Source organism: Salinivibrio kushneri (genome assembly GCF_027286325.1).
GTDB classification, from domain to species: domain Bacteria; phylum Pseudomonadota; class Gammaproteobacteria; order Enterobacterales; family Vibrionaceae; genus Salinivibrio; species Salinivibrio kushneri_A.
The window spans coordinates 2256418-2275196 of the sequence record NZ_CP114588.1 but is presented as its reverse complement, the minus strand read 5'-3'; the positions used below and the strand labels follow the sequence as shown (position 1 = coordinate 2275196).

Genomic DNA, 18779 nt, shown 5'->3' with positions numbered 1-18779 from the left:
TTAGACCGATAATGTATCAAGGTTCGCTTTTCCTGAAAGCAGATCACACTTTGTTTAGCTAAAGAGTCCGGCTATGAAATCAATCTCGCTATCTCGCAACGTAATCGTCGAAAGCATTCAAGGGAGTGCTGTTGTTCTCGTTAATGGCGCGCCCATGACGGTCTCGGAGGGAATGTCTTTCCCGGCAGGGACGGAGCTCGTATTGCCCGATAACAGTGATGCCGTTATTGCATTGAGCAATGGCGTATTGCTCACGCTAGAATCGCAAGGCGGCGAGCCCGGCGCCTTGATTGATAGCTTGCCGCAAGACGTGCAAGACGAAATAGCCGACATTCAACAACAAATCTTGGAAGGTGAAGGCGAGATCACCATTCAAGAAGACCAAGCGACCGCTGCAGGTGGTGAAGCAACGGGTAGTGGCTCATGGAGCTATGTTAACTTGGAGCGAGATGGAAGCGAGACCATTGCAAGCTCTGGCTTTGACTCAGACTCGATTGCTAACAATGCAGGTGCGATTGGCACAAACGAAGAAGATGGCTTTGGTCGCTTGGTGGATGTGACTGCCCCCAACGCCCCTGGGGTGACTATCCTCAACGATGCAAACAATGATGGTGTGATTAGCAGCCAAGAAATTGGCGACGGTATTCGTGTGTCTATCGACTTGACGGGCACCAACGCCAATCCAGGCGATGTGTTAACGGTGAATGGGCAGACTTTCACCGTGACGGAAGATAATATTACTGACGGATCTGTCATTGTAACCCTCCCTGATACCCCCGCAGACGGTGAAACGCTTACCGTAGAAGCCACCATTACCGATACCTCCGGCAACACCTCCGCGCCTGGGACTGATCAAGCAGACATTGATACCAGCGCGGATGCGGGCACGGTCAGCGTGAGCAACATCACCAGCGATGACGTGATCAATGCGCAAGAAGCGGGCGAGACCATTACGGTCAGCGGCAGCGCGAGCGGCGGCGACATCGCCGAAGGCGATACCGTTTCGATGACCATTAACGGCGAAGACTACACCACCACCGTGGATGGCGATGGTAACTGGAGCGTGGACGTGGCCGGCAGCGACCTGGCGGCGGACACCGAGTTCGAGGTGGTCGTGAGCTCGTCGGATGACGCGGGTAATACGGTAGAGAGCATTGGTTCATCAGAGCATACTGTTGACACCCAGGCTGGTAGCATCATCATTGCCGATATCACCGGGGACAACCAGATTAATGCAAATGAAGCTGATGATGTAACCATCAGTGGTAGCACCAATGGTATCGAGGATAACCAAATCGTGACCATTACCGTAGATGGCACTGAAGTGGGGACTGCGATAGTTACCGACGGTGAGTGGAGCTTGGAAGGTGTTGACCTAAGCGCAGCCGGTCTGGTTGATGGCAACATCACCGTGGTTGCATCCGTGACGGACAGCGCGGGCAACCCAGCGAGCGACACAGAAACCGCGACGTTGGATGCGGACAATGCGGATCTACCGACTATCGACTTGAATGCGGTAGGCGATGGCAACCTCAGCGCGAGCGAAGCGGATGCGGTGACGTTGGACGGTACAACTGACAACGTCGAAGCCGGTCAGACAGTGACCTTGACCGTGACCGACAGCGCGGACCCAGCCAACACCGCCGAGTTCGAGGCGACCGTTCAAGCGGACGGTACGTTCAGCACCACGGAAGACCTAAGCGCAGCCGGTCTGGTTGATGGCAACATCACCGTGGTTGCATCCGTGACGGACAGCGCGGGCAACCCAGCGAGCGACACAGAAACCGCGACGTTGGATGCGGACAATGCGGATCTACCGACTATCGACTTGAATGCGGTAGGCGATGGCAACCTCAGCGCGAGCGAAGCGGATGCGGTGACGTTGGACGGTACAACTGACAACGTCGAAGCCGGTCAGACAGTGACCTTGACCGTGACCGACAGCGCGGACCCAGCCAACACCGCCGAGTTCGAGGCGACCGTTCAAGCGGACGGTACGTTCAGCACCACGGAAGACCTAAGCGCAGCCGGTCTGGTTGATGGCAACATCACCGTGGTTGCATCCGTGACGGACAGCGCGGGCAACCCAGCGAGCGACACAGAAACCGCGACGTTGGATGCGGACAATGCGGATCTACCGACTATCGACTTGAATGCGGTAGGCGATGGCAACCTCAGCGCGAGCGAAGCGGATGCGGTGACGTTGGACGGTACAACTGACAACGTCGAAGCCGGTCAGACAGTGACCTTGACCGTGACCGACAGCGCGGACCCAGCCAACACCGCCGAGTTCGAGGCGACCGTTCAAGCGGACGGTACGTTCAGCACCACGGAAGACCTAAGCGCAGCCGGTCTGGTTGATGGCAACATCACCGTGGTTGCATCCGTGACGGACAGCGCGGGCAACCCAGCGAGCGACACAGAAACCGCGACGTTGGATGCGGACAATGCGGATCTACCGACTATCGACTTGAATGCGGTAGGCGATGGCAACCTCAGCGCGAGCGAAGCGGATGCGGTGACGTTGGACGGTACAACTGACAACGTCGAAGCCGGTCAGACAGTGACCTTGACCGTGACCGACAGCGCGGACCCAGCCAACACCGCCGAGTTCGAGGCGACCGTTCAAGCGGACGGTACGTTCAGCACCACGGAAGACCTAAGCGCAGCCGGTCTGGTTGATGGCAACATCACCGTGGTTGCATCCGTGACGGACAGCGCGGGCAACCCAGCGAGCGACACAGAAACCGCGACGTTGGATGCGGACAATGCGGATCTACCGACTATCGACTTGAATGCGGTAGGCGATGGCAACCTCAGCGCGAGCGAAGCGGATGCGGTGACGTTGGACGGTACAACTGACAACGTCGAAGCCGGTCAGACAGTGACCTTGACCGTGACCGACAGCGCGGACCCAGCCAACACCGCCGAGTTCGAGGCGACCGTTCAAGCGGACGGTACGTTCAGCACCACGGAAGACCTAAGCGCAGCCGGTCTGGTTGATGGCAACATCACCGTGGTTGCATCCGTGACGGACAGCGCGGGCAACCCAGCGAGCGACACAGAAACCGCGACGTTGGATGCGGACAATGCGGATCTACCGACTATCGACTTGAATGCGGTAGGCGATGGCAACCTCAGCGCGAGCGAAGCGGATGCGGTGACGTTGGACGGTACAACTGACAACGTCGAAGCCGGTCAGACAGTGACCTTGACCGTGACCGACAGCGCGGACCCAGCCAACACCGCCGAGTTCGAGGCGACCGTTCAAGCGGACGGTACGTTCAGCACCACGGAAGACCTAAGCGCAGCCGGTCTGGTTGATGGCAACATCACCGTGGTTGCATCCGTGACGGACAGCGCGGGCAACCCAGCGAGCGACACAGAAACCGCGACGTTGGATGCGGACAATGCGGATCTACCGACTATCGACTTGAATGCGGTAGGCGATGGCAACCTCAGCGCGAGCGAAGCGGATGCGGTGACGTTGGACGGTACAACTGACAACGTCGAAGCCGGTCAGACAGTGACCTTGACCGTGACCGACAGCGCGGACCCAGCCAACACCGCCGAGTTCGAGGCGACCGTTCAAGCGGACGGTACGTTCAGCACCACGGAAGACCTAAGCGCAGCCGGTCTGGTTGATGGCAACATCACCGTGGTTGCATCCGTGACGGACAGCGCGGGCAACCCAGCGAGCGACACAGAAACCGCGACGTTGGATGCGGACAATGCGGATCTACCGACTATCGACTTGAATGCGGTAGGCGATGGCAACCTCAGCGCGAGCGAAGCGGATGCGGTGACGTTGGACGGTACAACTGACAACGTCGAAGCCGGTCAGACAGTGACCTTGACCGTGACCGACAGCGCGGACCCAGCCAACACCGCCGAGTTCGAGGCGACCGTTCAAGCGGACGGTACGTTCAGCACCACGGAAGACCTAAGCGCAGCCGGTCTGGTTGATGGCAACATCACCGTGGTTGCATCCGTGACGGACAGCGCGGGCAACCCAGCGAGCGACACAGAAACCGCGACGTTGGATGCGGACAATGCGGATCTACCGACTATCGACTTGAATGCGGTAGGCGATGGCAACCTCAGCGCGAGCGAAGCGGATGCGGTGACGTTGGACGGTACAACTGACAACGTCGAAGCCGGTCAGACAGTGACCTTGACCGTGACCGACAGCGCGGACCCAGCCAACACCGCCGAGTTCGAGGCGACCGTTCAAGCGGACGGTACGTTCAGCACCACGGAAGACCTAAGCGCAGCCGGTCTGGTTGATGGCAACATCACCGTGGTTGCATCCGTGACGGACAGCGCGGGCAACCCAGCGAGCGACACAGAAACCGCGACGTTGGATGCGGACAATGCGGATCTACCGACTATCGACTTGAATGCGGTAGGCGATGGCAACCTCAGCGCGAGCGAAGCGGATGCGGTGACGTTGGACGGTACAACTGACAACGTCGAAGCCGGTCAGACAGTGACCTTGACCGTGACCGACAGCGCGGACCCAGCCAACACCGCCGAGTTCGAGGCGACCGTTCAAGCGGACGGTACGTTCAGCACCACGGAAGACCTAAGCGCAGCCGGTCTGGTTGATGGCAACATCACCGTGGTTGCATCCGTGACGGACAGCGCGGGCAACCCAGCGAGCGACACAGAAACCGCGACGTTGGATGCGGACAATGCGGATCTACCGACTATCGACTTGAATGCGGTAGGCGATGGCAACCTCAGCGCGAGCGAAGCGGATGCGGTGACGTTGGACGGTACAACTGACAACGTCGAAGCCGGTCAGACAGTGACCTTGACCGTGACCGACAGCGCGGACCCAGCCAACACCGCCGAGTTCGAGGCGACCGTTCAAGCGGACGGTACGTTCAGCACCACGGAAGACCTAAGCGCAGCCGGTCTGGTTGATGGCAACATCACCGTGGTTGCATCCGTGACGGACAGCGCGGGCAACCCAGCGAGCGACACAGAAACCGCGACGTTGGATGCGGACAATGCGGATCTACCGACTATCGACTTGAATGCGGTAGGCGATGGCAACCTCAGCGCGAGCGAAGCGGATGCGGTGACGTTGGACGGTACAACTGACAACGTCGAAGCCGGTCAGACAGTGACCTTGACCGTGACCGACAGCGCGGACCCAGCCAACACCGCCGAGTTCGAGGCGACCGTTCAAGCGGACGGTACGTTCAGCACCACGGAAGACCTAAGCGCAGCCGGTCTGGTTGATGGCAACATCACCGTGGTTGCATCCGTGACGGACAGCGCGGGCAACCCAGCGAGCGACACAGAAACCGCGACGTTGGATGCGGACAATGCGGATCTACCGACTATCGACTTGAATGCGGTAGGCGATGGCAACCTCAGCGCGAGCGAAGCGGATGCGGTGACGTTGGACGGTACAACTGACAACGTCGAAGCCGGTCAGACAGTGACCTTGACCGTGACCGACAGCGCGGACCCAGCCAACACCGCCGAGTTCGAGGCGACCGTTCAAGCGGACGGTACGTTCAGCACCACGGAAGACCTAAGCGCAGCCGGTCTGGTTGATGGCAACATCACCGTGGTTGCATCCGTGACGGACAGCGCGGGCAACCCAGCGAGCGACACAGAAACCGCGACGTTGGATGCGGACAATGCGGATCTACCGACTATCGACTTGAATGCGGTAGGCGATGGCAACCTCAGCGCGAGCGAAGCGGATGCGGTGACGTTGGACGGTACAACTGACAACGTCGAAGCCGGTCAGACAGTGACCTTGACCGTGACCGACAGCGCGGACCCAGCCAACACCGCCGAGTTCGAGGCGACCGTTCAAGCGGACGGTACGTTCAGCACCACGGAAGACCTAAGCGCAGCCGGTCTGGTTGATGGCAACATCACCGTGGTTGCATCCGTGACGGACAGCGCGGGCAACCCAGCGAGCGACACAGAAACCGCGACGTTGGATGCGGACAATGCGGATCTACCGACTATCGACTTGAATGCGGTAGGCGATGGCAACCTCAGCGCGAGCGAAGCGGATGCGGTGACGTTGGACGGTACAACTGACAACGTCGAAGCCGGTCAGACAGTGACCTTGACCGTGACCGACAGCGCGGACCCAGCCAACACCGCCGAGTTCGAGGCGACCGTTCAAGCGGACGGTACGTTCAGCACCACGGAAGACCTAAGCGCAGCCGGTCTGGTTGATGGCAACATCACCGTGGTTGCATCCGTGACGGACAGCGCGGGCAACCCAGCGAGCGACACAGAAACCGCGACGTTGGATGCGGACAATGCGGATCTACCGACTATCGACTTGAATGCGGTAGGCGATGGCAACCTCAGCGCGAGCGAAGCGGATGCGGTGACGTTGGACGGTACAACTGACAACGTCGAAGCCGGTCAGACAGTGACCTTGACCGTGACCGACAGCGCGGACCCAGCCAACACCGCCGAGTTCGAGGCGACCGTTCAAGCGGACGGTACGTTCAGCACCACGGAAGACCTAAGCGCAGCCGGTCTGGTTGATGGCAACATCACCGTGGTTGCATCCGTGACGGACAGCGCGGGCAACCCAGCGAGCGACACAGAAACCGCGACGTTGGATGCGGACAATGCGGATCTACCGACTATCGACTTGAATGCGGTAGGCGATGGCAACCTCAGCGCGAGCGAAGCGGATGCGGTGACGTTGGACGGTACAACTGACAACGTCGAAGCCGGTCAGACAGTGACCTTGACCGTGACCGACAGCGCGGACCCAGCCAACACCGCCGAGTTCGAGGCGACCGTTCAAGCGGACGGTACGTTCAGCACCACGGAAGACCTAAGCGCAGCCGGTCTGGTTGATGGCAACATCACCGTGGTTGCATCCGTGACGGACAGCGCGGGCAACCCAGCGAGCGACACAGAAACCGCGACGTTGGATGCGGACAATGCGGATCTACCGACTATCGACTTGAATGCGGTAGGCGATGGCAACCTCAGCGCGAGCGAAGCGGATGCGGTGACGTTGGACGGTACAACTGACAACGTCGAAGCCGGTCAGACAGTGACCTTGACCGTGACCGACAGCGCGGACCCAGCCAACACCGCCGAGTTCGAGGCGACCGTTCAAGCGGACGGTACGTTCAGCACCACGGAAGACCTAAGCGCAGCCGGTCTGGTTGATGGCAACATCACCGTGGTTGCATCCGTGACGGACAGCGCGGGCAACCCAGCGAGCGACACAGAAACCGCGACGTTGGATGCGGACAATGCGGATCTACCGACTATCGACTTGAATGCGGTAGGCGATGGCAACCTCAGCGCGAGCGAAGCGGATGCGGTGACGTTGGACGGTACAACTGACAACGTCGAAGCCGGTCAGACAGTGACCTTGACCGTGACCGACAGCGCGGACCCAGCCAACACCGCCGAGTTCGAGGCGACCGTTCAAGCGGACGGTACGTTCAGCACCACGGAAGACCTAAGCGCAGCCGGTCTGGTTGATGGCAACATCACCGTGGTTGCATCCGTGACGGACAGCGCGGGCAACCCAGCGAGCGACACAGAAACCGCGACGTTGGATGCGGACAATGCGGATCTACCGACTATCGACTTGAATGCGGTAGGCGATGGCAACCTCAGCGCGAGCGAAGCGGATGCGGTGACGTTGGACGGTACAACTGACAACGTCGAAGCCGGTCAGACAGTGACCTTGACCGTGACCGACAGCGCGGACCCAGCCAACACCGCCGAGTTCGAGGCGACCGTTCAAGCGGACGGTACGTTCAGCACCACGGAAGACCTAAGCGCAGCCGGTCTGGTTGATGGCAACATCACCGTGGTTGCATCCGTGACGGACAGCGCGGGCAACCCAGCGAGCGACACAGAAACCGCGACGTTGGATGCGGACAATGCGGATCTACCGACTATCGACTTGAATGCGGTAGGCGATGGCAACCTCAGCGCGAGCGAAGCGGATGCGGTGACGTTGGACGGTACAACTGACAACGTCGAAGCCGGTCAGACAGTGACCTTGACCGTGACCGACAGCGCGGACCCAGCCAACACCGCCGAGTTCGAGGCGACCGTTCAAGCGGACGGTACGTTCAGCACCACGGAAGACCTAAGCGCAGCCGGTCTGGTTGATGGCAACATCACCGTGGTTGCATCCGTGACGGACAGCGCGGGCAACCCAGCGAGCGACACAGAAACCGCGACGTTGGATGCGGACAATGCGGATCTACCGACTATCGACTTGAATGCGGTAGGCGATGGCAACCTCAGCGCGAGCGAAGCGGATGCGGTGACGTTGGACGGTACAACTGACAACGTCGAAGCCGGTCAGACAGTGACCTTGACCGTGACCGACAGCGCGGACCCAGCCAACACCGCCGAGTTCGAGGCGACCGTTCAAGCGGACGGTACGTTCAGCACCACGGAAGACCTAAGCGCAGCCGGTCTGGTTGATGGCAACATCACCGTGGTTGCATCCGTGACGGACAGCGCGGGCAACCCAGCGAGCGACACAGAAACCGCGACGTTGGATGCGGACAATGCGGATCTACCGACTATCGACTTGAATGCGGTAGGCGATGGCAACCTCAGCGCGAGCGAAGCGGATGCGGTGACGTTGGACGGTACAACTGACAACGTCGAAGCCGGTCAGACAGTGACCTTGACCGTGACCGACAGCGCGGACCCAGCCAACACCGCCGAGTTCGAGGCGACCGTTCAAGCGGACGGTACGTTCAGCACCACGGAAGACCTAAGCGCAGCCGGTCTGGTTGATGGCAACATCACCGTGGTTGCATCCGTGACGGACAGCGCGGGCAACCCAGCGAGCGACACAGAAACCGCGACGTTGGATGCGGACAATGCGGATCTACCGACTATCGACTTGAATGCGGTAGGCGATGGCAACCTCAGCGCGAGCGAAGCGGATGCGGTGACGTTGGACGGTACAACTGACAACGTCGAAGCCGGTCAGACAGTGACCTTGACCGTGACCGACAGCGCGGACCCAGCCAACACCGCCGAGTTCGAGGCGACCGTTCAAGCGGACGGTACGTTCAGCACCACGGAAGACCTAAGCGCAGCCGGTCTGGTTGATGGCAACATCACCGTGGTTGCATCCGTGACGGACAGCGCGGGCAACCCAGCGAGCGACACAGAAACCGCGACGTTGGATGCGGACAATGCGGATCTACCGACTATCGACTTGAATGCGGTAGGCGATGGCAACCTCAGCGCGAGCGAAGCGGATGCGGTGACGTTGGACGGTACAACTGACAACGTCGAAGCCGGTCAGACAGTGACCTTGACCGTGACCGACAGCGCGGACCCAGCCAACACCGCCGAGTTCGAGGCGACCGTTCAAGCGGACGGTACGTTCAGCACCACGGAAGACCTAAGCGCAGCCGGTCTGGTTGATGGCAACATCACCGTGGTTGCATCCGTGACGGACAGCGCGGGCAACCCAGCGAGCGACACAGAAACCGCGACGTTGGATGCGGACAATGCGGATCTACCGACTATCGACTTGAATGCGGTAGGCGATGGCAACCTCAGCGCGAGCGAAGCGGATGCGGTGACGTTGGACGGTACAACTGACAACGTCGAAGCCGGTCAGACAGTGACCTTGACCGTGACCGACAGCGCGGACCCAGCCAACACCGCCGAGTTCGAGGCGACCGTTCAAGCGGACGGTACGTTCAGCACCACGGAAGACCTAAGCGCAGCCGGTCTGGTTGATGGCAACATCACCGTGGTTGCATCCGTGACGGACAGCGCGGGCAACCCAGCGAGCGACACAGAAACCGCGACGTTGGATGCGGACAATGCGGATCTACCGACTATCGACTTGAATGCGGTAGGCGATGGCAACCTCAGCGCGAGCGAAGCGGATGCGGTGACGTTGGACGGTACAACTGACAACGTCGAAGCCGGTCAGACAGTGACCTTGACCGTGACCGACAGCGCGGACCCAGCCAACACCGCCGAGTTCGAGGCGACCGTTCAAGCGGACGGTACGTTCAGCACCACGGAAGACCTAAGCGCAGCCGGTCTGGTTGATGGCAACATCACCGTGGTTGCATCCGTGACGGACAGCGCGGGCAACCCAGCGAGCGACACAGAAACCGCGACGTTGGATGCGGACAATGCGGATCTACCGACTATCGACTTGAATGCGGTAGGCGATGGCAACCTCAGCGCGAGCGAAGCGGATGCGGTGACGTTGGACGGTACAACTGACAACGTCGAAGCCGGTCAGACAGTGACCTTGACCGTGACCGACAGCGCGGACCCAGCCAACACCGCCGAGTTCGAGGCGACCGTTCAAGCGGACGGTACGTTCAGCACCACGGAAGACCTAAGCGCAGCCGGTCTGGTTGATGGCAACATCACCGTGGTTGCATCCGTGACGGACAGCGCGGGCAACCCAGCGAGCGACACAGAAACCGCGACGTTGGATGCGGACAATGCGGATCTACCGACTATCGACTTGAATGCGGTAGGCGATGGCAACCTCAGCGCGAGCGAAGCGGATGCGGTGACGTTGGACGGTACAACTGACAACGTCGAAGCCGGTCAGACAGTGACCTTGACCGTGACCGACAGCGCGGACCCAGCCAACACCGCCGAGTTCGAGGCGACCGTTCAAGCGGACGGTACGTTCAGCACCACGGAAGACCTAAGCGCAGCCGGTCTGGTTGATGGCAACATCACCGTGGTTGCATCCGTGACGGACAGCGCGGGCAACCCAGCGAGCGACACAGAAACCGCGACGTTGGATGCGGACAATGCGGATCTACCGACTATCGACTTGAATGCGGTAGGCGATGGCAACCTCAGCGCGAGCGAAGCGGATGCGGTGACGTTGGACGGTACAACTGACAACGTCGAAGCCGGTCAGACAGTGACCTTGACCGTGACCGACAGCGCGGACCCAGCCAACACCGCCGAGTTCGAGGCGACCGTTCAAGCGGACGGTACGTTCAGCACCACGGAAGACCTAAGCGCAGCCGGTCTGGTTGATGGCAACATCACCGTGGTTGCATCCGTGACGGACAGCGCGGGCAACCCAGCGAGCGACACAGAAACCGCGACGTTGGATGCGGACAATGCGGATCTACCGACTATCGACTTGAATGCGGTAGGCGATGGCAACCTCAGCGCGAGCGAAGCGGATGCGGTGACGTTGGACGGTACAACTGACAACGTCGAAGCCGGTCAGACAGTGACCTTGACCGTGACCGACAGCGCGGACCCAGCCAACACCGCCGAGTTCGAGGCGACCGTTCAAGCGGACGGTACGTTCAGCACCACGGAAGACCTAAGCGCAGCCGGTCTGGTTGATGGCAACATCACCGTGGTTGCATCCGTGACGGACAGCGCGGGCAACCCAGCGAGCGACACAGAAACCGCGACGTTGGATGCGGACAATGCGGATCTACCGACTATCGACTTGAATGCGGTAGGCGATGGCAACCTCAGCGCGAGCGAAGCGGATGCGGTGACGTTGGACGGTACAACTGACAACGTCGAAGCCGGTCAGACAGTGACCTTGACCGTGACCGACAGCGCGGACCCAGCCAACACCGCCGAGTTCGAGGCGACCGTTCAAGCGGACGGTACGTTCAGCACCACGGAAGACCTAAGCGCAGCCGGTCTGGTTGATGGCAACATCACCGTGGTTGCATCCGTGACGGACAGCGCGGGCAACCCAGCGAGCGACACAGAAACCGCGACGTTGGATGCGGACAATGCGGATCTACCGACTATCGACTTGAATGCGGTAGGCGATGGCAACCTCAGCGCGAGCGAAGCGGATGCGGTGACGTTGGACGGTACAACTGACAACGTCGAAGCCGGTCAGACAGTGACCTTGACCGTGACCGACAGCGCGGACCCAGCCAACACCGCCGAGTTCGAGGCGACCGTTCAAGCGGACGGTACGTTCAGCACCACGGAAGACCTAAGCGCAGCCGGTCTGGTTGATGGCAACATCACCGTGGTTGCATCCGTGACGGACAGCGCGGGCAACCCAGCGAGCGACACAGAAACCGCGACGTTGGATGCGGACAATGCGGATCTACCGACTATCGACTTGAATGCGGTAGGCGATGGCAACCTCAGCGCGAGCGAAGCGGATGCGGTGACGTTGGACGGTACAACTGACAACGTCGAAGCCGGTCAGACAGTGACCTTGACCGTGACCGACAGCGCGGACCCAGCCAACACCGCCGAGTTCGAGGCGACCGTTCAAGCGGACGGTACGTTCAGCACCACGGAAGACCTAAGCGCAGCCGGTCTGGTTGATGGCAACATCACCGTGGTTGCATCCGTGACGGACAGCGCGGGCAACCCAGCGAGCGACACAGAAACCGCGACGTTGGATGCGGACAATGCGGATCTACCGACTATCGACTTGAATGCGGTAGGCGATGGCAACCTCAGCGCGAGCGAAGCGGATGCGGTGACGTTGGACGGTACAACTGACAACGTCGAAGCCGGTCAGACAGTGACCTTGACCGTGACCGACAGCGCGGACCCAGCCAACACCGCCGAGTTCGAGGCGACCGTTCAAGCGGACGGTACGTTCAGCACCACGGAAGACCTAAGCGCAGCCGGTCTGGTTGATGGCAACATCACCGTGGTTGCATCCGTGACGGACAGCGCGGGCAACCCAGCGAGCGACACAGAAACCGCGACGTTGGATGCGGACAATGCGGATCTACCGACTATCGACTTGAATGCGGTAGGCGATGGCAACCTCAGCGCGAGCGAAGCGGATGCGGTGACGTTGGACGGTACAACTGACAACGTCGAAGCCGGTCAGACAGTGACCTTGACCGTGACCGACAGCGCGGACCCAGCCAACACCGCCGAGTTCGAGGCGACCGTTCAAGCGGACGGTACGTTCAGCACCACGGAAGACCTAAGCGCAGCCGGTCTGGTTGATGGCAACATCACCGTGGTTGCATCCGTGACGGACAGCGCGGGCAACCCAGCGAGCGACACAGAAACCGCGACGTTGGATGCGGACAATGCGGATCTACCGACTATCGACTTGAATGCGGTAGGCGATGGCAACCTCAGCGCGAGCGAAGCGGATGCGGTGACGTTGGACGGTACAACTGACAACGTCGAAGCCGGTCAGACAGTGACCTTGACCGTGACCGACAGCGCGGACCCAGCCAACACCGCCGAGTTCGAGGCGACCGTTCAAGCGGACGGTACGTTCAGCACCACGGAAGACCTAAGCGCAGCCGGTCTGGTTGATGGCAACATCACCGTGGTTGCATCCGTGACGGACAGCGCGGGCAACCCAGCGAGCGACACAGAAACCGCGACGTTGGATGCGGACAATGCGGATCTACCGACTATCGACTTGAATGCGGTAGGCGATGGCAACCTCAGCGCGAGCGAAGCGGATGCGGTGACGTTGGACGGTACAACTGACAACGTCGAAGCCGGTCAGACAGTGACCTTGACCGTGACCGACAGCGCGGACCCAGCCAACACCGCCGAGTTCGAGGCGACCGTTCAAGCGGACGGTACGTTCAGCACCACGGAAGACCTAAGCGCAGCCGGTCTGGTTGATGGCAACATCACCGTGGTTGCATCCGTGACGGACAGCGCGGGCAACCCAGCGAGCGACACAGAAACCGCGACGTTGGATGCGGACAATGCGGATCTACCGACTATCGACTTGAATGCGGTAGGCGATGGCAACCTCAGCGCGAGCGAAGCGGATGCGGTGACGTTGGACGGTACAACTGACAACGTCGAAGCCGGTCAGACAGTGACCTTGACCGTGACCGACAGCGCGGACCCAGCCAACACCGCCGAGTTCGAGGCGACCGTTCAAGCGGACGGTACGTTCAGCACCACGGAAGACCTAAGCGCAGCCGGTCTGGTTGATGGCAACATCACCGTGGTTGCATCCGTGACGGACAGCGCGGGCAACCCAGCGAGCGACACAGAAACCGCGACGTTGGATGCGGACAATGCGGATCTACCGACTATCGACTTGAATGCGGTAGGCGATGGCAACCTCAGCGCGAGCGAAGCGGATGCGGTGACGTTGGACGGTACAACTGACAACGTCGAAGCCGGTCAGACAGTGACCTTGACCGTGACCGACAGCGCGGACCCAGCCAACACCGCCGAGTTCGAGGCGACCGTTCAAGCGGACGGTACGTTCAGCACCACGGAAGACCTAAGCGCAGCCGGTCTGGTTGATGGCAACATCACCGTGGTTGCATCCGTGACGGACAGCGCGGGCAACCCAGCGAGCGACACAGAAACCGCGACGTTGGATGCGGACAATGCGGATCTACCGACTATCGACTTGAATGCGGTAGGCGATGGCAACCTCAGCGCGAGCGAAGCGGATGCGGTGACGTTGGACGGTACAACTGACAACGTCGAAGCCGGTCAGACAGTGACCTTGACCGTGACCGACAGCGCGGACCCAGCCAACACCGCCGAGTTCGAGGCGACCGTTCAAGCGGACGGTACGTTCAGCACCACGGAAGACCTAAGCGCAGCCGGTCTGGTTGATGGCAACATCACCGTGGTTGCATCCGTGACGGACAGCGCGGGCAACCCAGCGAGCGACACAGAAACCGCGACGTTGGATGCGGACAATGCGGATCTACCGACTATCGACTTGAATGCGGTAGGCGATGGCAACCTCAGCGCGAGCGAAGCGGATGCGGTGACGTTGGACGGTACAACTGACAACGTCGAAGCCGGTCAGACAGTGACCTTGACCGTGACCGACAGCGCGGACCCAGCCAACACCGCCGAGTTCGAGGCGACCGTTCAAGCGGACGGTACGTTCAGCACCACGGAAGACCTAAGCGCAGCCGGTCTGGTTGATGGCAACATCACCGTGGTTGCATCCGTGACGGACAGCGCGGGCAACCCAGCGAGCGACACAGAAACCGCGACGTTGGATGCGGACAATGCGGATCTACCGACTATCGACTTGAATGCGGTAGGCGATGGCAACCTCAGCGCGAGCGAAGCGGATGCGGTGACGTTGGACGGTACAACTGACAACGTCGAAGCCGGTCAGACAGTGACCTTGACCGTGACCGACAGCGCGGACCCAGCCAACACCGCCGAGTTCGAGGCGACCGTTCAAGCGGACGGTACGTTCAGCACCACGGAAGACCTAAGCGCAGCCGGTCTGGTTGATGGCAACATCACCGTGGTTGCATCCGTGACGGACAGCGCGGGCAACCCAGCGAGCGACACAGAAACCGCGACGTTGGATGCGGACAATGCGGATCTACCGACTATCGACTTGAATGCGGTAGGCGATGGCAACCTCAGCGCGAGCGAAGCGGATGCGGTGACGTTGGACGGTACAACTGACAACGTCGAAGCCGGTCAGACAGTGACCTTGACCGTGACCGACAGCGCGGACCCAGCCAACACCGCCGAGTTCGAGGCGACCGTTCAAGCGGACGGTACGTTCAGCACCACGGAAGACCTAAGCGCAGCCGGTCTGGTTGATGGCAACATCACCGTGGTTGCATCCGTGACGGACAGCGCGGGCAACCCAGCGAGCGACACAGAAACCGCGACGTTGGATGCGGACAATGCGGATCTACCGACTATCGACTTGAATGCGGTAGGCGATGGCAACCTCAGCGCGAGCGAAGCGGATGCGGTGACGTTGGACGGTACAACTGACAACGTCGAAGCCGGTCAGACAGTGACCTTGACCGTGACCGACAGCGCGGACCCAGCCAACACCGCCGAGTTCGAGGCGACCGTTCAAGCGGACGGTACGTTCAGCACCACGGAAGACCTAAGCGCAGCCGGTCTGGTTGATGGCAACATCACCGTGGTTGCATCCGTGACGGACAGCGCGGGCAACCCAGCGAGCGACACAGAAACCGCGACGTTGGATGCGGACAATGCGGATCTACCGACTATCGACTTGAATGCGGTAGGCGATGGCAACCTCAGCGCGAGCGAAGCGGATGCGGTGACGTTGGACGGTACAACTGACAACGTCGAAGCCGGTCAGACAGTGACCTTGACCGTGACCGACAGCGCGGACCCAGCCAACACCGCCGAGTTCGAGGCGACCGTTCAAGCGGACGGTACGTTCAGCACCACGGAAGACCTAAGCGCAGCCGGTCTGGTTGATGGCAACATCACCGTGGTTGCATCCGTGACGGACAGCGCGGGCAACCCAGCGAGCGACACAGAAACCGCGACGTTGGATGCGGACAATGCGGATCTACCGACTATCGACTTGAATGCGGTAGGCGATGGCAACCTCAGCGCGAGCGAAGCGGATGCGGTGACGTTGGACGGTACAACTGACAACGTCGAAGCCGGTCAGACAGTGACCTTGACCGTGACCGACAGCGCGGACCCAGCCAACACCGCCGAGTTCGAGGCGACCGTTCAAGCGGACGGTACGTTCAGCACCACGGAAGACCTAAGCGCAGCCGGTCTGGTTGATGGCAACATCACCGTGGTTGCATCCGTGACGGACAGCGCGGGCAACCCAGCGAGCGACACAGAAACCGCGACGTTGGATGCGGACAATGCGGATCTACCGACTATCGACTTGAATGCGGTAGGCGATGGCAACCTCAGCGCGAGCGAAGCGGATGCGGTGACGTTGGACGGTACAACTGACAACGTCGAAGCCGGTCAGACAGTGACCTTGACCGTGACCGACAGCGCGGACCCAGCCAACACCGCCGAGTTCGAGGCGACCGTTCAAGCGGACGGTACGTTCAGCACCACGGAAGACCTAAGCGCAGCCGGTCTGGTTGATGGCAACATCACCGTGGTTGCATCCGTGACGGACAGCGCGGGCAACCCAGCGAGCGACACAGAAACCGCGACGTTGGATGCGGACAATGCGGATCTACCGACTATCGACTTGAATGCGGTAGGCGATGGCAACCTCAGCGCGAGCGAAGCGGATGCGGTGACGTTGGACGGTACAACTGACAACGTCGAAGCCGGTCAGACAGTGACCTTGACCGTGACCGACAGCGCGGACCCAGCCAACACCGCCGAGTTCGAGGCGACCGTTCAAGCGGACGGTACGTTCAGCACCACGGAAGACCTAAGCGCAGCCGGTCTGGTTGATGGCAACATCACCGTGGTTGCATCCGTGACGGACAGCGCGGGCAACCCAGCGAGCGACACAGAAACCGCGACGTTGGATGCGGACAATGCGGATCTACCGACTATCGACTTGAATGCGGTAGGCGATGGCAACCTCAGCGCGAGCGAAGCGGATGCGGTGACGTTGGACGGTACAACTGACAACGTCGAAGCCGGTCAGACAGTGACCTTGACCGTGACCGACAGCGCGGACCCAGCCAACACCGCCGAGTTCGAGGCGACCGTTCAAGCGGACGGTACGTTCAGCACCACGGAAGACCTAAGCGCAGCCGGTCTGGTTGATGGCAACATCACCGTGGTTGCATCCGTGACGGACAGCGCGGGCAACCCAGCGAGCGACACAGAAACCGCGACGTTGGATGCGGACAATGCGGATCTACCGACTATCGACTTGAATGCGGTAGGCGATGGCAACCTCAGCGCGAGCGAAGCGGATGCGGTGACGTTGGACGGTACAACTGACAACGTCGAAGCCGGTCAGACAGTGACCTTGACCGTGACCGACAGCGCGGACCCAGCCAACACCGCCGAGTTCGAGGCGACCGTTCAAGCGGACGGTACGTTCAGCACCACGGAAGACCTAAGCGCAGCCGGTCTGGTTGATGGCAACATCACCGTGGTTGCATCCGTGACGGACAGCGCGGGCAACCCAGCGAGCGACACAGAAACCGCGACGTTGGATGCGGACAATGCGGATCTACCGACTATCGACTTGAATGCGGTAGGCGATGGCAACCTCAGCGCGAGCGAAGCGGATGCGGTGACGTTGGACGGTACAACTGACAACGTCGAAGCCGGTCAGACAGTGACCTTGACCGTGACCGACAGCGCGGACCCAGCCAACACCGCCGAGTTCGAGGCGACCGTTCAAGCGGACGGTACGTTCAGCACCACGGAAGACCTAAGCGCAGCCGGTCTGGTTGATGGCAACATCACCGTGGTTGCATCCGTGACGGACAGCGCGGGCAACCCAGCGAGCGACACAGAAACCGCGACGTTGGATGCGGACAATGCGGATCTACCGACTATCGACTTGAATGCGGTAGGCGATGGCAACCTCAGCGCGAGCGAAGCGGATGCGGTGACGTTGGACGGTACAACTGACAACGTCGAAGCCGGTCAGACAGTGACCTTGACCGTGACCGACAGCGCGGACCCAGCCAACACCGCCGAGTTCGAGGCGACCGTTCAAGCGGACGGTACGTTCAGCACCACGGAAGACCTAAGCGCAGCCGGTCTGGTTGATGGCAACATCACCGTGGTTGCATCCGTGACGGACAGCGCGGGCAACCCAGCGAGCGACACAGAAACCGCGACGTTGGATGCGGACAATGCGGATCTACCGACTATCGACTTGAATGCGGTAGGCGATGGCAACCTCAGCGCGAGCGAAGCGGATGCGGTGACGTTGGACGGTACAACTGACAACGTCGAAGCCGGTCAGACAGTGACCTTGACCGTGACCGACAGCGCGGACCCAGCCAACACCGCCGAGTTCGAGGCGACCGTTCAAGCGGACGGTACGTTCAGCACCACGGAAGACCTAAGCGCAGCCGGTCTGGTTGATGGCAACATCACCGTGGTTGCATCCGTGACGGACAGCGCGGGCAACC

General features: G+C 60.8%; 1 protein-coding gene (running past one end of the window). It reads left to right on the top strand.

Features of this window, described 5'->3' with window-relative positions; translation table 11 throughout:
* Nucleotides 1-73 precede the first annotated feature (73 nt).
* Nucleotides 74-18779, top strand: the 5' portion of a protein-coding gene (locus N8M53_RS10490; RefSeq protein WP_269578741.1) for an Ig-like domain-containing protein. It continues 17300 nt past the right edge of the window; the window shows 18706 of its 36006 coding nt (coding positions 1-18706); its start codon is at nucleotides 74-76; its stop codon lies off the right edge, out of view.